The sequence below is a fragment of the Lactococcus garvieae subsp. garvieae genome (assembly GCF_029024465.1).
GTDB lineage: Bacteria > Bacillota > Bacilli > Lactobacillales > Streptococcaceae > Lactococcus > Lactococcus garvieae.
The window spans coordinates 988211-1004978 of sequence record NZ_CP118950.1; the positions used below are offsets into that span (position 1 = coordinate 988211).

Here is a 16768-nt window from a genome sequence, read left to right on the forward strand (position 1 = left end):
CTTATATTATAACAAGAACATTATAGCACGTCCTTATTTATTTTTCAATAATATAAGGGCAGCCTAATGAAAAGGGTGTTTGCAAAAATAGATTAAAAGCCACAAAGATTTTTAAATTTGTGGCTTTTTTATAGATTTAATTCTTTTTGAGATGAATATCAAGGGCAAATTTCGTTTGGTTACTAATAAAGTAGGATTTAGAAAATTCAAAAGCGTGTCCTTTTTGGTCATAAGCTGTTTGCTCAATAACCAGTACAGGCGAATGACACTCAATTTCCAGGTTTTTGCTTACTTCCTCATCGGCCTGATCAGCGTAAATGACACGTTTAGCATCCACGAGTTGTAGCTTTGCTTCCTGTCCTAGATAGTCATAGACAGAGCCTTCTAAGATTTCTTCTGTGATAGGAGCGATGTAGCTTGGCATGACAACATGTTCAAAACTATAGGCTTTGCCATTCAAAATACGAAGACGTTTAAATTCGTAAACCGGATCTGTTTTATTCAGCAGAAGATGCTTTTGCTCTTCTGTCGATGGTAAACGTGCATCAAAAAAAAGTATTTTACTTTTAATCTCTTGATCACGATGCGAATAAGTTACACCAATCGGTAAATCTAAAGGCAGAAGCTCTGTGGTTTCTTCCACTCTTGGACGAATGTAAGTTCCGGAGCCTTGTTTACTAAAAATTAATCCTTCATTTTCGAGTAAGGTGAGGGATTTTTTTAAAGTAATGCGCGAGACCTTATACTTTTCAGCAAAAAACTCTTGTGTAGGGAGAAGCGTCCCCGCACGATAATGGTTGGTCAGGATGTCGCGTTTGATGTCAGCGTAAATTTCACGGTATTTGTACAATTTGTATACCTCGATTTTTATGATTTGTATATATATTATATAACATTTTATATAATTTGTCTACATTAATTTTATATTCATCTTTACAAATTTTAAAAAAATGTATATAATAAAAAACGGAAGCGGTTTCTTTTTGGTGGAAGTGGCTTCTAAAAAAAGAAAAAGGAAGTGCGTATTATGAAAATTGATGTGCAGAAGTTTCAAGAACCATTACTAAAAGTATCTGCTTGGGTGGAGCGGAATACGATTTTACAGGCCATTAAAAATGCTTTTGTAAGGACCATACCGTTCACGGTTGTAGGATCCTTTTCTAACCTTATCAAAATGCAGCTTGATGCCCTTATTAAAAACCAAGATATTCATAACGCTTTATTGACGAATATCAGTAATTTGTTTGGTTACATCGGAAATGCGACCTTAGGCATTGTAGCACTTATTGTGGTCTTTTCTTCAGCCTATTCATATGCTTTCGAGCTGAAAAGAAATGAAAAAAACAGCCAGCTTAATCCAATCATTGCAACTTTGCTTGCCTTTGCAGCCTATTTTGTGATGGTTCCCAATAACGTTAATTATCTGGATCCTAAAGCAGATATTGTGGAAGGTTTCTCAACATCATTTTTCAGCTATGAAGGGATGTTTACTGCCCTCATCGTTGGCTTAATTGCTGTGGCTTTGTTTGCACGATTTACGCGAAGTAAATTTACAATCAAAATGCCGGGTAACGTGCCCCAAAATGTATTTGATTCTTTCTTCTCGTTAATCCCGATTAGTGGTGTACTTTTAATTTTTGGAGCTATACGGATTGCGCTACAATCATTGGGCTATGTGTCATTATTGCAAATGATTTCTGAGGTGCTCATTAAGCCTTTGTTAACAGTTGGTACAGGATTACCTGCAATTCTCATCGTTATTTTACTCCAACAAATCTTATGGTTCCTCGGTCTTCACGGTTTCAATATCGTTTGGGGTGTCGTATCAGCTTTCTGGCTCCCTATTTTCCTAGAAAATGTAGCAAAATTTGCGGAAACACAAAGTTTTGCTGACATTTCTATTGCACCAAATACAATGACCAACGTATATGCCATGATTGGTGGTTCAGGTGCTACCTTTGGTTTAATTATCGCAATGCTTATCTTTACGAAGAAAGGCGAAAAAGAACGTGAAGTGGCAAAACTCGCTTTAATTCCAGGATGTTTTGGGATAAATGAACCGGTTATCTTCGGGCTTCCTATCGTTCTTAATCCGTTAATGTTTATCCCTTGGGTCCTTGTCCCAATGATTAATGCTGTTATTGCTTACATTGTAACATCTATTGGTTGGGTTGTTCCTCTGGTCGTCTTGAACTCAGGAAATGAACCTATCTTTATCAGTACATGGGTTTTAGGCGCCTTCCATATTAGTCCGGTGATATTGACCCTTGTTTTGGTTGTATTAGACATTGTTTTATATGCACCGTTTGTAATCCTTAACCAAAAACAAGAACGTGCTGAACAAGCCACAATGCTCAGTGCAGAATAGAATTTAAAGAAGAAATAGAGGAAAGTCCCCATGAAAAAAGTATATACTGTTGCACATACCCACTGGGATTTTGAATGGTATTTTACAAGACAAGAAGCACGTGTGCAATTTATTTTTCACATGGATGAAGTTCTAGACGCTTTGGAAAGCAATCAGTTGGATTTTTATACTTTAGATGGTCAAATGTCAATTGTTGAAGATTATCTCAGTCTCTTTCCGGAAAAAGAAAAGCAGCTGAAAAAATTTGTCCAGGCAGGCAGACTGTTTGTAGGACCTTGGTTCACACAAATTGATGAAATGACAACTTCTGGTGAATCAATAGTGAGAAATCTGCGTACGGGTATCCGTGAAGCAGAAGAACTGGGAAGTGCGATGAGAATTGGCTATTTGCCAGACTCTTTCGGACAAAGTCAAGACATGCCAAAAATTTATCAAGGCTTTGATATTCAGCACGCCCTTTTTTGGCGCGGAATGCCGAATGAAGCGAACACGCGCTACTTTTATTGGTCAAGCAACGATGGTTCAAAAGTTCTGACAGCCAACATTAAAAATGGTTACTATGCGGGAGTGGATTTAGTAGAAAAGAACGATTTTTCAGACCTTGTCGAAAGAATTTCCACGCATACAAAGAGTAACGCGCATCTCTTACCGGTAGGAGGAGATCAGCGTGCTGTTGATTTTAATTTAAAAACAAGGATTGATAAGGCAAATCAGGAAATTGAAGATTCAACAGTGTTTATTGAAAGTAATTATCCGCAATTTTTCAAGGCACTCGAAAAAGAAGCCCAAGCATTTCTAGATATCAAGGGCGAGTTTATTGAGCCAACAGATTCAAAAATTCACCGTGGTATTTATGCGTCACGTTATGACTTAAAGCAAGTCTATGATCAACTTGAACGTCTCTTAACTTATCAGTTAGAACCAATGTCTGTTTTAGCGTCACCTTATGGCATTGCTGTTAAACAAGGTCTAATAGATAGCCTGTGGAAGATAGTAAGCCGTGGTCAAGCACACGATAGTGCTGGCGGCTGTAATAGTGATAAAACCAACCGCGATATCTATATGCGTGGCATAAATGGCCTACAGGAAGCCCAGTCTTGTATGGACTATCTGCTCAGAAAATTAAGTGTTTCACTCAATAGGGATCAGGAAGATAGTCTGTTTATGTGGAATCCTCTCCCCTTTGAGCTTAAAGTGATAAAGAAAGTCAAACTTTCTACACAAAATAAACATTTTTCACTCACGGACAAGAATGGCGAGAAAGTAGCTTTTGAACTTATTGAGCAAAAAACAGAAAACGCAGCATTACTTCGTAGAAACCCTGAGGAGATGCTTGATGAACGTTACTATGTAAGTACCATTGCTTTAGAATGCACCTTGCCAGCTATGGGCTATGTACATTATCACGTCAGTGATGAGGAAGACAAAGCCAAAACACTGAAAAAGTCAGCAAGGATTGAAAATGATTTTTATCAGATTGAATTTACTGAGGGGAATTTCAACCTTTACCTTAAGAAGAATGGTAAAAAATATTTAGATTTTCTCTCTTTTGAAGATGGAGGAGATGAAGGAGATACCTACGATTATTCACCAGCCTTTGCGGATTGGATTTTAAATCTGAACTTTAAAAACAGTCAAACTTCTCATGTGGAACAAGGAGAATTACTAAGTCGAATAATTGTAGAAGGGGAATGGGAGCTTCCTTACAATCTGGAATCACGTAAAGAACAAATACTTGATGGACAGGTTACATATGCATTAACTTTAGAGCTTAATAAACAGGATAATCGGATTCAGCTTCGCCTACATGTCAATAATAAAGTTCTCGATCATCGCTTACGCTTAGTACTTAAAACAGATGTTCAATCTGCGTTTTCGACCAGCGACACACCTTTTGGTATTATCGATCGACCAATTGAAGAAAAGCATTTGCAAGATTGGCGTGCAAGAGGATATAAAGAAGAACCTACAAGTATGCGCCCCTTGATTCACTTCGCCAATCTTCATGATGCGAAGACAAGTTGGAGTTTCCTAAGTAAGGGAACAAAAGATTTCCAAGTTCTTGCTAAGGCGCAACAAGAGCTTGCCATTACGATATTTAGAGGCGTGGGTTACCTAGGAAGACCAGATACGAAAAGACGTCCAGGAGATGCCTCTGGTTTGCAAACTAGAGAAGTTGAAACACCTGATAGCCAACTTTTAGGAGATGTTTTCTTTGAAGGGAGTATCGTGATAGACACTAATTTTGATGCTGCAGCTCTCCAAAATCAGTACTTACTCACCACACAAGAAAATATATATTACCAAACACAGACAATCAATCGCTTCAGCACACCAATAGAATATTTCCCCATAAACAAGAAAAAACTAGAATTCAAAGAGCAACAGGTGGTAGTTTTAGAAAATATTGAAGTTGCCTTCAGCAGCATGGAAAGCAGTATCGATCAAACAGGTATACAATTACGGCTATATAATCCCTGTGATACGGCTCAAGGCATGCCGGGAGTTATTAAACTTCAAGAGCCAGCAGCAATTAAACTCTTAAACTTGGAAGGTAAAATTATTGGCAGTCTTGAAAATTCTACAAAAGAGCTCAAAATGGCAGAATTTAGACCGGGAGAAATAAGAACTTATGGTATCTTTTTCAACAAACAGTAGGAGGACAAAGGAGTTGATAAAACAAGAAGAGTTAATCTCCAAGATTAAAAAACATGCAGAATCCATTCGACTGTGGGATGACCGAGCAACATCACTTTTTCAACATGCCATAGTGGATACTATTTCAAACACCGTTTCAGTGCGTGAAAACGGGGAGATATTTGTTGCCACTGGAGATATACCAGCAATGTGGCTGAGAGATTCTACCTTTCAAATACTTCCATATTTGGAAATGGCAGATTCTATTCCGGAAATAACATCTCTGGTTCACGGGGTATTGAAGCAACAAATGCGCTATATTAATCATGATCCTTATGCAAATGCTTTTAATAAAGAACCAACGGACAGTCATTATAGTCAAGATGTCTCCAATGTTCCCATATCGCCTTTAGTCTGGGAAAGAAAATTTGAGATTGACTCCTTGTGTGCCCCATTATTCCTGGCTTATCAACTCTACAAGCATACAGGCTATAGCGCGCACCTTAAGGAGGATTATTGGGAAACTGTTGAACGGGTTCTCGATACCTTTATTAAGGAGCAGCATCATGAAAGCTCAGACTATATTTTTAAAAGAACAAATTGCCCGCCATCCGATACACTTTCCCATGAAGGACGAGGAGAACCAATTGGTTATACAGGTATGGTCTGGAGTGCATTTAGGCCAAGTGATGATGCGTGTAAGTACGGTTATTTTATTCCAGGAAATTGCTTTATTTTAGTGGTTTTGGACCAACTTTTGGAGCTTCTTCCGGAGCACCTCTCTCCGAGGTTAGAAAGCAAAATAAAGAAACTTCAAGAAGAAATAACAGAAGGTATTCAAACATATGGTTTAGTTTCGTCTGAAAAAAATCCGTATTATGCCTATGAGGTTGATGGTTTAGGTCAACAACTCTTTATGGATGATGCAAATGTACCAAGTCTACTTTCCTTGCCTTTCCTCGGCTATTGTAGAGCTGAAGATCCTCTTTATATAAAAACGAGAGAAAAATGCTTGAGTGAAGAAAATCCCTATTATTATGTTGGACAATATTTGCAGGGTATCGGTAGCCCGCACACTCCGCCACGTTATGTGTGGTCAATAGCTTTAGCTATGGAAGGATTGACGACAGAAAATATAGACAAAATGAAAAAGCAGATAGAGACAATCGTTGCCACAGATGGTGGAACTGGTCAGTGCCATGAAGGAATTGATGTGGACAATCCAAATAATTACACCCGCGAATGGTTCTCTTGGTCAAACATGACCTATTGTCAATTGGTTTTTCGATACTTAAAGTTGAGTCAAAACAAATAAAATTTTTAAAAATGTTTTCTTAAGGAGGAGGCAAGATGAAAAAAATTAAACGCTATATTTTGGGTTTGCTTACCGTTGGACTTGGTATACTTATTTTTGGCCCAATTTCTGCTCAGGCACAAGAAGAAAGCCAGCAAGCGAAGACCATGGTTTACTACCGAGCATGGCGTGATAAGGAAATGAAAGGTGTCAATACCAGCCTTACAGACGAAAATTGGTTAAGTATGGATGATATTCCTTATGGAATTGATATTGTCAATGTTTTTAGCTATGTTCCTCAAGGCCAAGAAAATGCTGCCGCACCCTTCTTTAAAAAGCTCAAACAATCCTATGTTCCTAACTTACATGCCCGAGGTGTAAAGTTAACTAAGGCAATTGATTATTCGGAGCTTTTAAAAATTCCTTATGCAGGAAACTTTCCGACCGCAGAAGAATTTGATGCTTATGCTAATAAATTGTTAGATGAGCATGTACGCCAGTATGGACTTGATGGTTTAGATATTGACATGGAAACTTATCCAAGCGCTACAGATATTGCTCTTTCAAATGGTGTTATTCGTGCATTATCAAAATATATCGGGCCTCTTGCAAAGAACGGAACAGTGTTTGTTTATGATACAAATGGTTCCAATCTTAATCCCTTAAAAGATGTTGCAGACAGTTTTACATACCTTGGTTACCAACAATATGGGTCAGATGACACACGTACAGCCAGAGCAATAAAAGATTATACTGGTGTGATTCCAAAAGAACAATTTATGCCTGGTTTAGCTTTTCCGGAAGAGCAAGACAGCAACAGATGGTACGATGCTAATGAACCTTACGAAGAAAGTAACATTTACAAAGTAGCAAAATATACAGCAGAAAATAAACTGTATGGTATGTTTCTCTATGCTTTGGACCGTGACGGAAGAACATATAACAATTTTGATTTAAACCATATTGTACCTTCAAACTTCCTTTGGACGAAAACAGCCATTTTACAGGCCAAAGGCTTTAGTCTGCAGGAGGCCAAAAATATAGCACTCCATCATTGGGAGCGCGTGGGACAAGGCACAGAGAATTATCAGGCCGCTTTAAATAAGATTAATCAAGCCCAGTCGATTTATGAAGTGAATAAAGTCTTACTTGGCTCAAGCGATGATTTTGCCAATGATGGTGTAAGTCTTCAATATGATCCAATGTACGAATTACAACTCATGAAGTGAGTTTTGAGTATTTGAATAAAAAGACAGATGAGATTCTAGGGAATTTTAATTTTCCTAGGGTCTATTTTTGAAAAAGTTTAAATCCTTCTATTGCAGAAGAAGGAAAATAGAGGGAGTAAAACATGAAAATAGAATTTCCAAAAGATTTTTGGTGGGGCGCAGCGACAAGTGGTCCACAAACTGAAGGACGTTTCAAGAAAAAACACGATAATGTTTTCGATTATGACTTTGATCATTATAGTGAACGATTTTGGGGCTCCATTGGCCCAGATACGACCAGTAATTTCTATAATGATTTCGAAGAAGATATCCGTTTGATGCAGAAAGCTGGACTCAATAGTATTAGAACAAGTATTCAGTGGTCTAGACTTATTGAAGATTTTGAGACGGGAAAGACTGATCCTCAAGCGGTGGCTTTTTATAACCGCGTGATTGATACTTTTTTAGCCGCTGGCATTCGGCCCATGATGAACTTACATCATTTTGATCTACCTGTGGAGCTTCTCCATAAATATGGCGGCTGGGAAAGTAAAAAAGTGGCCCAACTCTTTGCTCAGTTTGCAGAGCAATGTTTCCGCTTATTTGGCGACCGAGTAACGGAGTGGTTTACACATAATGAACCCATAGTAGTTGTCGAATGTGGCTATCTTTTAGGTTTCCATTATCCTGACCTTAAAGATGGTAAAAAAGCAGTTCAAGTTGCCTATAATCTACAATTGGCTTCCAGTTTAGCTATTGAAAGATTTAGAAAAATAAATAAAAACGCCCAAGCTAAGATTGGTATTATTCTCAATTTAACACCTAATTATGCCAAGGACGAAGAAATACAGAATCTCAAAGCAGCTCACTTTGCTGATTTGTGGCAAAATCAACTGTTTTTGGATGCCTCAGTAAAAGGATATTTCCCACAAGAACTCGTAAATATATTAGAGCAAGATGGAGTTTTGTGGGAAAGTACGACCGAAGAGCTTGAAATTATAAAGGACAATACAGTGGATTTTCTAGGAGTAAATTATTACCACCCAAGTCGTGTTCAAGAGCCAGAGTTTTCGAGTGACAGTTTAGCTCAGGATTGGCTGCCTGAAAAATATTATGCCTCCTTTAACAAAAGAGGCGTACGTATGAATGCAGACAGAGGCTGGGAGATTCACCCACAGACGATTTATAACATAGCGAAAACGATACAAAATGACTATAATAATATCCCATGGTTCATCTCCGAAAATGGTATGGGTGTCGAAAACGAAGCACGTTTTGAGGATAAAGAGGGGATTATCCAAGATGATTATCGTATTCAATTTATGACGGAGCACCTTTACTATTTACACCAAGCAATATCCGAAGGTTCAGCCTGCTTAGGTTATCACACATGGACACCAATAGATTGTTGGAGCTGGCGTAATTCGTATAAAAACCGCTATGGATTAATTTCCTTGGATGTTCACAAACAAATCAAGAAACTAAAAAAATCAGCACATTGGTATCGCAAAGTTTCAGAAAGTTCTAGTATTGATATCGAAGAAACACTGTTGCAAAAACTGAAAGAGGATGAAAAATGGCATTGATAACGATTGATGTTGGGGGAAGCAGCATTAAATATAGTCTTTTCTCTGAAGGAAAATTAGGAGAAGTCAAGTCGAAACAAACACCTGATAACCTTGAAGATTATTACAGCTGTCTGAAGGACATTGTGCGTGAAATGAGACAAGAGAGTAAAAATATAACTGGTGTTGCGATGAGTTCTCCTGGAGCAGTTAATCAGGCAACAGGATATATTGAAGGATTCAGCGCCTTACCTTATATTCACGGGTTTAATATCCATCACGCCTTAGAAGAAAAGCTTGGCTTGCCTTTGGCTATAGAAAATGATGCCAATTGTGCTGCTCTTGCTGAAGTTGCTTTTGGCGCAGCAAAGCATCTACAAAATGTACTTTTTCTAGTGCTTGGTACAGGAGTAGGTGGAGCTGTTGTTATCAACGGAAAAATTCATCATGGAAAACATCTTTTTGGCGGTGAATTTGGTTTTATGTTGATGGATGAAAAACATACTTTTTCGGATCTGGGCACAGCGGTAAACATGGCGAAACGTTACAATCAAAGGTGCAGTACAAATCTGACAGGTCAAGAGGTCTTTAGACGAGCGAGACAGGAAAAGGATAGCCTTGCGCAAGAAGAGATGGAATGTTTTACATTTAATGTTGCAAAAGGTATTTATAATCTCCAGTATGCCTTTGATCCTGAACTTATTGTCATCGGTGGAGCAATTTCACAAGCGGAGTGGCTGGTCCCAGAACTGAACAAACAGATGAACAAGATAATCAGGACTTTAGAAATACCACCCTTTTTGCCTGAGATTAAGGTTTGTCACTATCGCAATTCAGCAAATCTCATAGGGGCAGCCGTAAATTTTCACCAAAATAAAAGTTAAGAAAAAAGACATGGGAAGCTATGTCTTTTTAATTTAAGCATTAAGCTTGATTATATACCCTATAGGGTATATAATGATCTTATAAACAAAATAAAGGAAAAAGTAAATGCGAACAATTACAATGCAAGAATTAGTAGAAGTAATGAAGGACGAGGCAGATATTATTGACGTCCGAGAAGCTTTTGAATATGAAGCTGGACATGTACCAACAGCACGTAATATACCCATGAGCGAGATAGAAAGCCGTATTGCCGAAGTTAATGTAGGGAGCTATATTATCTGTCAATCCGGTGCTCGCTCAGCACAGGTCACCCAATGGCTTGCTGCCAATGATATTGATGTCATTAATGTTTTAGGCGGTACAAATGCTTGGGACGGTTGCTTGGCCAGTAAGGAGAAATGATGTTTGGATTATTTACTAAAATTAAAAGTATAACGACAACAGAGCTTGCTACACATCTGAGAAATAATCAGATAAAAGAAGAAATTATTGATGTGCGAGAACCTTACGAATATAAAAAAGGCCATATTAGGGGGGCTAGAAACATTCCTTTAGGCCAAGTTTCTGCTGCAGCATTAGCACCCGATAAAAAGTATTTTGTGATTTGTCAATCAGGGATGAGGTCGAAAAAAGCTTCTAAAATACTTTCAAAAATGAATTACGATGTAACAAACGTGACCGGCGGTATGATGTCGTGGCATGGTAAAGTGACAAGAAAAGTTTAAAAAACTTAAAAGCAGAAAAATTCAGAGGGATTAACAAGTCCCTCTGAATTTTTGATATAATACATTTATGACTTATCAAGTAAAAATAATTTACCCTAAAGAAGAAGCTCTTGAGAGCAATAAATTAACAGAACGTACATTCAATGAATACATGGATGACTTGGAAGCAGAAGAAGTCATTAAACAGTACGAGCAACTTTTGACTGAAGGTTATTCTATTTCAGTTAACTTTTTCCCGCCACAAGTAGACAAAGAAGGAAGCGAACAAGATCCATTTAAAATTGCGGAGAGTTTTGAACTGGCTGGTATAACTTATAAAGCAACCCTGAAACTCAAAGCCTCAGGAACTTACGAAGACATGGTGAAAATTGCTAAAATGATCGAGCAACAAGGTTATGATTACAGCATCACTGTCAAACTTCAGGTCAATGAAAATTCGCCCGTCGATTTTGAGAAAGAAAGTTCATGGTTTGATTCCGAATATGCAAAATACACAGTCTTGCCTAAGGCAAGTAGCCAAGACATTGCGGATCTTCGCTCACTTTATGATATCTTAGCGGAAGAACACTATAAGGTAAGCATTAACCTCAAAGCTAAGGTTAAAAAAGACGATGATGATAGTTTTGCAAGTCAATTAGCAGCCTATCCTGCAGAAACTCTAGTGACCTTTAAATTATCGGATGCAAATGTGTAAAACAAGGAATAATTACATAAATAAAAATATGTAAAACAAAAGCAAAAAGAAACTGGACCTACTCTTTGATAGCGAATGAGAGGGGTTTTTAAATAGTTTTACATAAAAAAAGAGCATGAGAATGCTCTTTTAATTTTTCTTATTTTTCAATGCAGAATAACTTGCAATCAGTCCCAGGATGACTAATACGAAGAAGATGACCAGAATGACTGAAGTTCCAAATTGGGTACCTTCTTTAAACCCTTGAGCATGTTGAAAGACAGAAAGAATGTTGGCTACCAAGGCAGTTGCAATGGCTCCGATAAATTGCTGTGATGTATTGACTAATGCATTTCCGTCTGAGAGTTCTTCAGGTGAAAGTGTACTTAAACTGCTGGTCATTAAGTTGCTGTAGGATACACCTAATCCAAGCATCATAACGATGTGAGCAATCAATAACAACACAAGTGACTGCGTTGGGAGGAAAACAAAAAGTAAAATGATTCCCAAGCTTGCAGTCAATAAACCAAAGGTGATTGGCTTCTTCGCACCAACCTGATCCAAAATTTTTCCAGAAATTGGAGCGAGGATTGCACCAACAAGAGCGCCTGGAAACATAAAGAGTCCAGCTACAGCAGAACTATAGCCTGCAGAAACTTGGATAAAGTTCGGTAAAATAAAGGATAAACCTAAAAGAAGACCTTGATACACCAGAAGGGTAAAGAGTAGGGCGACAAATTTACGATGACGTAATATAGCTAATTCGATCAGTGTTTCTTTACGATTATAATAAACAAAGAGTAGGGCACTTATAATACCAACAATAAAGAGAATGACAAAGGTCAAAATTTGTTCGGCACTCAAGGCTGAAATGAAGACGAAAAACATGACAGAAAGTGCCAAGACTGGTTGTAGCGCCAGTCTTTTTGTTGTGTGTTTCTTCTCTTCAGGAAGTGAAGAAAGACCAATAATTAGGGATACAACGATTAAGGGAAGTAAAAAGATATAAATATAGCGCCAATCCAATGCGTTTGAGATGATACCACCATAAGTTGGCCCAATGGCAGGCGCAATTGATGTTGTGACTGTTCCCAATCCCATCATCATGCCACGTTTTTCCAGAGGCGCCTTAGTTAAGATAAGGTGGAACATTAAAGGTAAAGCAATACCAGTTCCGACCCCTTGTAAAAGGCGTCCTGCCAACAAAAGTGTAAAGTTAGGTGAAAAGCAATTAATCAGGACACCGAGGAAGAAAAGAAGATTCCCAGATATGAAGAGCTTACGAGACGAGAAGCGCTGATTAAAGTATGAAGACAAAGGAATAATAATCGCAATTGCTAATAGGTAGATAGTGGTGACCCATTGTATCTTGGAAGTGCTTAGTCCAAACTCAGTAATCAATTGAGGGAAGGTCACGTTCATCGCTGTTTCGATTAATACCCCTGAAAAAGACAAGAGTCCGGTAGCAATGACAGCACCTAAGAGATGAAATTTTTTGTTTTTATTCATGCAGTTAAATGTCCTCCTAATTTAAACAAAAAGAGGCGAAATTATTATCCTAAAATAATAATTTCGCCTCTGTATAATATCAACATAAATCTATGTTATCTGTACGAAAGTTATAACTTTTCCATTATAACTTCTATGATAAAAAAATGCAACTGTGAATGTGAAAGTAAAAACCAGGAAATGCAACTGAAATATTTATGTCATTTAAACATCAAAAATTTAACCTGTATTTATTACTAAATTATTGATATTTTGCACAAAAGGAGTTATTATATAGTTGTGTTTACAAACGTAAACAAATCGAGCAAGTGAATTTCACTTCCTACACTCAATAGAAATAAAATGGAGAAGAAAAGATGATTAAATTTTACTATACTCCCTCATGTACCAGCTGTCGGAAAGCAAAAGTTTGGTTAGAAAACCATAATCTGGAATATACGGAGCACAACTTATTTGCTGATCCTTTGACAGAAGAGGAGATTGGTGAATTGTTAGCTAAAACAGAAAACGGCACTGAAGATCTTATTTCAACACGTTCACAAGCATTTAAAAATTTAAACGTCAATGTAGAAGAAATGACTGTTAAAGAGTGGACAAAATTCATCTCCGAGCATCCAGAACTTCTTCGCCGACCACTTTTAGTGAAAGGGCCACAACTCCAAGCTGGATTTAATGAAGATCAATTGCGCAGTTTCTTTTCGAGAGAATATCGCCAAATTGAATTACAAACAACAAAGAGTGCAGTAGCTTAAAGCACTAACTTGAAAAAATACTACAAAAGAAAGAGGAAATAACCATGACATATGTTACTAGTAATGATGAACAAAAAGTAGAAATCGTAAATATTGCTTCACTTGAGGGACGTGTAAAAGATCGTATGGAAGCTCAAGGGAATAAAGGTGCGTTTGGTTATATTCGTGGCGGCGCAGAGGATGAATGGACAATGCGGGAAAATACGGCTTCCTTTAATACGAAATCAATCTCTCCGCGTGTGTTACGGGGGATTGATTCTGCAGACTTGAGAACCAGCATTTTTGGGATCGATCTTAAAACACCGATTATACAAGCTCCGGTTGCTGCACAAGGTTTGGCTCATATGGAAGGAGAGGTTGACACAGCTAAAGCTATGGAAGAAGTGGGCTCACTTTTCTCTATTTCAACTTATGGTTCAACATCTGTGGAAGATGCAGCAGCAGCTGTTAATGGCGCACCACAATTTTTTCAACTTTATATGAGTAAAGATGACCAATTTAATCAATTTTTGCTTGAAAAAGCAGTGAAATCTGGAGTAAAAGCGATTATCTTAACTGCTGACTCTACACTTGGGGGTTATCGTGAAGAAGATGTGATTAATCATTTCCAATTTCCATTGCCAATGCCAAATTTGGCAGCATTTTCTGAATCAGATGGCGTTGGAAAAGGTATTTTTGAAATTTATGCGGAAGCAAAACAAGGGCTTGTCCTCTCTGACATTCAAAAAATTAAAAACTGGACAAATCTTCCTGTTATCGTGAAAGGTATTCAAGATCCAGTGGATGCGATGGAGGCTATTGCAGCAGGTGCTGATGGTATTTGGGTATCTAATCACGGAGGACGTCAACTGGATGGAGGACCAGCTTCCTTTACGGTCCTTCCAAGAATTGCACAAGTGGTCAATAAACGTGTCCCAATTATTTTTGATAGTGGTGTACGTCGTGGTGAGCATGTCTTCAAAGCTTTAGCTAGTGGTGCAGACCTAGTTGCCATTGGTCGTCCTGTACTTTACGGCTTAAACTTAGGTGGTAAAGAAGGTGTTAAATCAGTGTTTGAACATCTTAATAAAGAATTATCAATCACTATGCAGTTGGCTGGTGCTAAAGATATCGAAGCAATCAAAAATACAAACTTACTTTAAATTTGAGTCAGATAATTTCAGAAGTGTATCGAAAATCCTCTCTCTCAAAAAGTTATTCTTCAGGTATCTTTGCCTTTTTAGCCTCTTTCGTAGTATAATTAGTATGTAAGGAAATGAAAAGGCTTTCGCCAGAGAGCAGTGCCTCAGCGTCTAATTTTCGATCACTCATGTTTTATGTTTTTAGAAATGAGAGGAAATAGTAATGGTAGAAACAATAAAAGCTGGTGTTGCAGCAGTTAAAGTTCTTGAAAATTGGGGAGTAAAAGATATTTATGGTCTGCCAGGTGGCTCCATCAATTCCTTAATGGATGCCCTCTTAGAAGAAAAAGAGCGTATTCGTTTTGTTCAGGTCCGTCATGAAGAAGTGGGTGCGATGGCTGCAAGTATGCATGCTAAATTTACAGGCCATATTGGTGTAGCCTTTGGTTCTGCAGGACCTGGTGGAACGCACTTAATGAATGGTTTATATGATGCAAAAGAAGATCATGTCCCTTTGTTAGCAATTATTGGCCAATTTGGCACTACTGGAATGAATATGGATACTTTCCAAGAAATGAATGAAGATCCTATTTATGCGGATGTTTCCGTCTATCATCGTGTGGTTATGACTGCACAATCGCTTCCTCATATTATTGACGAAGCGATTCGTCAAGCTTACAGCAAAAAAGGTGTGGCTGTAGTTCAACTTCCAGTTGATTTAGGCTGGCAAGAAATTGAAAAAGATTCATGGTTTGATGCAAGTCAAGCTTATATCCAACCCGAATTTGCGGAACCCAAGCAAGAAGCTCTTGATCATGCAATGCAAATTTTACAAAAAGCTGAACGTCCAGTTATTTTCTCTGGTATTGGGATGCGTGGGGCAGGGAGTGAGCTTATGGCGCTTTCAAGAAAAATTAAAGCTCCTATAATGGTCTCTGCACTGGCTATTGATATTGTGGACGATGACTTTGAAGCTTTTCTTGGATCACCTACTCGAGTTTCAAGAAAACCAGCTAATGATGCTATTGCAAATGCGGATACCGTGTTAATGCTGGGAACCAACCAACCTTTTATCGATGTTACGAATATGTTTGAACATGTGAAACATGTGATTCAAGTAGATATTGATCCTGCAAAATTAGGCAAACGTCAACGGACAGAACTTAGCATTTTAGCGGATGCTAAAAAAGTTGTGAAAGCTCTCTCTCAACAAATGAAGGAAAAAGAAGAGACACCTTGGTGGCGTGCCAATGTAAAAAACATTGTGAACTGGAAAAATTATACGCAGGCGCTTGAAGAAGATAAAGAAAATCCGTTGAATCTTTATCAGGTCTATCATGCCATTAATAAAGTCGCGAAAAATGATGCCCTCTTTTCAACTGATGTTGGGGATGTTACGATGACCTCTGTTCGTCATTTGCATATGGGCAAAGGTCAACTTTGGCGTACATCTGGCTTGTTTGCGACAATGGGAGTTGGGCTTCCGGGTGCGATTTCGGCCAAACTAGACTTTCCTGAGCGTCAAGTATGGTCGCTCTCAGGTGATGGTGCTTTTTCAATGGTTATGCAAGATTTAGCCACTCAAGCTCAAGAAAAGTTACCAATTATTAATGTCGTTTTCTCTAACCAACAATTTGGGTTTATCAAAGATGAGCAAGAAACTACTAATAAAGGTTATCTTGGGGTAGAATTTACTGGAATTGATTTTGCAAAAGTTTCCGAGGCAATGGGGGTGCATGGTTTTACAGTAAGCAAAGTCGAAGAGTTGGACGATGTTTTTGCCCAAGCGATGAAATTAGTTGAATCAGGTTTACCTGTGCTTATTGATGCTAAAATTACGGGCGAAAGTCCTATTCCAGTGGAACGTTTACAACTCGATCCTAAACAATATTCACAAGAAACTATTGATGCTTTCAAAGAACGTTTCCATGCTGAAAAATTACAACCTTTTGCTGTTTATATGGAAGAAGAAGGTTTAACTGAGGCAGGAAAGGCGACAGACTTGGGAGGCTTCTAGCTCCAATAAGAGGT

Annotated in this window: 14 protein-coding genes; 12 read left to right on the plus strand and 2 right to left on the minus strand. The window is 38.1% G+C overall.

The genetic code is table 11. From position 1 onward, the window contains the following. Nucleotides 1-136: 136 nt before the first annotated feature. On the minus strand, nucleotides 137-850 hold the full coding sequence (locus PYW30_RS04920) for a GntR family transcriptional regulator (RefSeq protein WP_042217814.1): 714 nt from the start codon (nucleotides 848-850) through the stop codon (nucleotides 137-139). A 177-nt stretch (nucleotides 851-1027) separates the two neighbouring features. Here PYW30_RS04920 and PYW30_RS04925 point away from each other — a divergent pair, with 177 nt between their 5' ends. The 9 genes from PYW30_RS04925 (at nucleotide 1028) to PYW30_RS04965 (ending at nucleotide 11376) form a co-directional block, all read left to right on the plus strand. Continuing rightward, on the plus strand, nucleotides 1028-2368 hold the full coding sequence (locus PYW30_RS04925; RefSeq protein ID WP_042217812.1) for a PTS sugar transporter subunit IIC: 1341 nt from the start codon (nucleotides 1028-1030) through the stop codon (nucleotides 2366-2368). A 30-nt stretch (nucleotides 2369-2398) separates the two neighbouring features. Next, nucleotides 2399-5026, plus strand: a complete 2628-nt coding sequence (locus tag PYW30_RS04930) for a glycoside hydrolase family 38 N-terminal domain-containing protein (RefSeq protein WP_042217809.1) — start codon at nucleotides 2399-2401, stop codon at nucleotides 5024-5026. Then, the gene (locus PYW30_RS04935) at nucleotides 5001-6320 is read left to right on the plus strand and encodes a glycoside hydrolase family 125 protein (protein ID WP_042217807.1); all 1320 of its coding nucleotides are present in this window, start codon (nucleotides 5001-5003) and stop codon (nucleotides 6318-6320) included. Before PYW30_RS04930 ends, PYW30_RS04935 begins: the two co-directional genes overlap by 26 nt. Nucleotides 6321-6355: 35 nt before the next feature. Continuing rightward, nucleotides 6356-7528 (plus strand): EndoS/ChiA family endoglycosidase, encoded by a 1173-nt coding sequence (locus tag PYW30_RS04940; protein WP_042217804.1) that lies wholly within the window; start codon nucleotides 6356-6358, stop codon nucleotides 7526-7528. A gap of 122 nt (nucleotides 7529-7650) precedes the next feature. After that, nucleotides 7651-9093, plus strand: coding sequence for a glycoside hydrolase family 1 protein (locus PYW30_RS04945; RefSeq protein ID WP_004257386.1), 1443 nt, complete (start codon nucleotides 7651-7653; stop codon nucleotides 9091-9093). Then, nucleotides 9084-9956: an ROK family protein gene (locus PYW30_RS04950; RefSeq protein ID WP_042217802.1), complete on the plus strand. Its 873-nt coding sequence runs from the start codon at nucleotides 9084-9086 to the stop codon at nucleotides 9954-9956. The genes PYW30_RS04945 and PYW30_RS04950 overlap by 10 nt, the downstream gene beginning before the upstream one ends. Before the next feature lie 106 nt (nucleotides 9957-10062). Beyond that, on the plus strand, nucleotides 10063-10359 hold the full coding sequence (locus tag PYW30_RS04955) for a rhodanese-like domain-containing protein (protein WP_014024749.1): 297 nt from the start codon (nucleotides 10063-10065) through the stop codon (nucleotides 10357-10359). Next, nucleotides 10359-10682: a rhodanese-like domain-containing protein gene (locus PYW30_RS04960; protein ID WP_042217800.1), complete on the plus strand. Its 324-nt coding sequence runs from the start codon at nucleotides 10359-10361 to the stop codon at nucleotides 10680-10682. Before PYW30_RS04955 ends, PYW30_RS04960 begins: the two co-directional genes overlap by 1 nt. Nucleotides 10683-10749: 67 nt before the next feature. Next, nucleotides 10750-11376 (plus strand): hypothetical protein, encoded by a 627-nt coding sequence (locus tag PYW30_RS04965; protein ID WP_004257376.1) that lies wholly within the window; start codon nucleotides 10750-10752, stop codon nucleotides 11374-11376. 129 nt (nucleotides 11377-11505) lie between these two features. Here PYW30_RS04965 and PYW30_RS04970 read toward each other — a convergent pair whose 3' ends face one another. Beyond that, nucleotides 11506-12864, minus strand: a complete 1359-nt coding sequence (locus tag PYW30_RS04970; RefSeq protein ID WP_042217798.1) for an MFS transporter — start codon at nucleotides 12862-12864, stop codon at nucleotides 11506-11508. 356 nt (nucleotides 12865-13220) lie between these two features. Here PYW30_RS04970 and spx point away from each other — a divergent pair, with 356 nt between their 5' ends. The 3 genes from spx (at nucleotide 13221) to spxB (ending at nucleotide 16754) form a co-directional block, all read left to right on the plus strand. Continuing rightward, a complete protein-coding gene (gene spx, locus PYW30_RS04975) occupies nucleotides 13221-13616 on the plus strand; it encodes a transcriptional regulator Spx (protein WP_004257371.1) in 396 nt (131 codons plus the stop codon). A 44-nt stretch (nucleotides 13617-13660) separates the two neighbouring features. Further along, nucleotides 13661-14758 (plus strand): lactate oxidase, encoded by a 1098-nt coding sequence (locus PYW30_RS04980; protein ID WP_042217795.1) that lies wholly within the window; start codon nucleotides 13661-13663, stop codon nucleotides 14756-14758. Between the two features lie 202 nt (nucleotides 14759-14960). Next, nucleotides 14961-16754, plus strand: coding sequence for a pyruvate oxidase (gene spxB, locus PYW30_RS04985; protein WP_042217793.1), 1794 nt, complete (start codon nucleotides 14961-14963; stop codon nucleotides 16752-16754). Nucleotides 16755-16768: the final 14 nt, after the last annotated feature.

Bases quoted from the DNA above. Each gene is read 5' to 3' on its own strand.
- PYW30_RS04925 (WP_042217812.1), top strand. From the start codon at position 1,028: ATGAAAATTGATGTGCAGAAGTTTCAAGAACCATTACTAAAAGTATCT.
- PYW30_RS04970 (WP_042217798.1), bottom strand. From the start codon at position 12,864: ATGAATAAAAACAAAAAATTTCATCTCTTAGGTGCTGTCATTGCTACC.
- PYW30_RS04960 (WP_042217800.1), top strand. From the start codon at position 10,359: ATGTTTGGATTATTTACTAAAATTAAAAGTATAACGACAACAGAGCTT.
- spxB (WP_042217793.1), top strand. From the start codon at position 14,961: ATGGTAGAAACAATAAAAGCTGGTGTTGCAGCAGTTAAAGTTCTTGAA.
- PYW30_RS04935 (WP_042217807.1), top strand. From the start codon at position 5,001: ATGGTATCTTTTTCAACAAACAGTAGGAGGACAAAGGAGTTGATAAAA.
- PYW30_RS04965 (WP_004257376.1), top strand. From the start codon at position 10,750: ATGACTTATCAAGTAAAAATAATTTACCCTAAAGAAGAAGCTCTTGAG.
- PYW30_RS04930 (WP_042217809.1), top strand. From the start codon at position 2,399: ATGAAAAAAGTATATACTGTTGCACATACCCACTGGGATTTTGAATGG.
- PYW30_RS04940 (WP_042217804.1), top strand. From the start codon at position 6,356: ATGAAAAAAATTAAACGCTATATTTTGGGTTTGCTTACCGTTGGACTT.
- spx (WP_004257371.1), top strand. From the start codon at position 13,221: ATGATTAAATTTTACTATACTCCCTCATGTACCAGCTGTCGGAAAGCA.
- PYW30_RS04980 (WP_042217795.1), top strand. From the start codon at position 13,661: ATGACATATGTTACTAGTAATGATGAACAAAAAGTAGAAATCGTAAAT.
- PYW30_RS04955 (WP_014024749.1), top strand. From the start codon at position 10,063: ATGCGAACAATTACAATGCAAGAATTAGTAGAAGTAATGAAGGACGAG.
- PYW30_RS04950 (WP_042217802.1), top strand. From the start codon at position 9,084: ATGGCATTGATAACGATTGATGTTGGGGGAAGCAGCATTAAATATAGT.
- PYW30_RS04945 (WP_004257386.1), top strand. From the start codon at position 7,651: ATGAAAATAGAATTTCCAAAAGATTTTTGGTGGGGCGCAGCGACAAGT.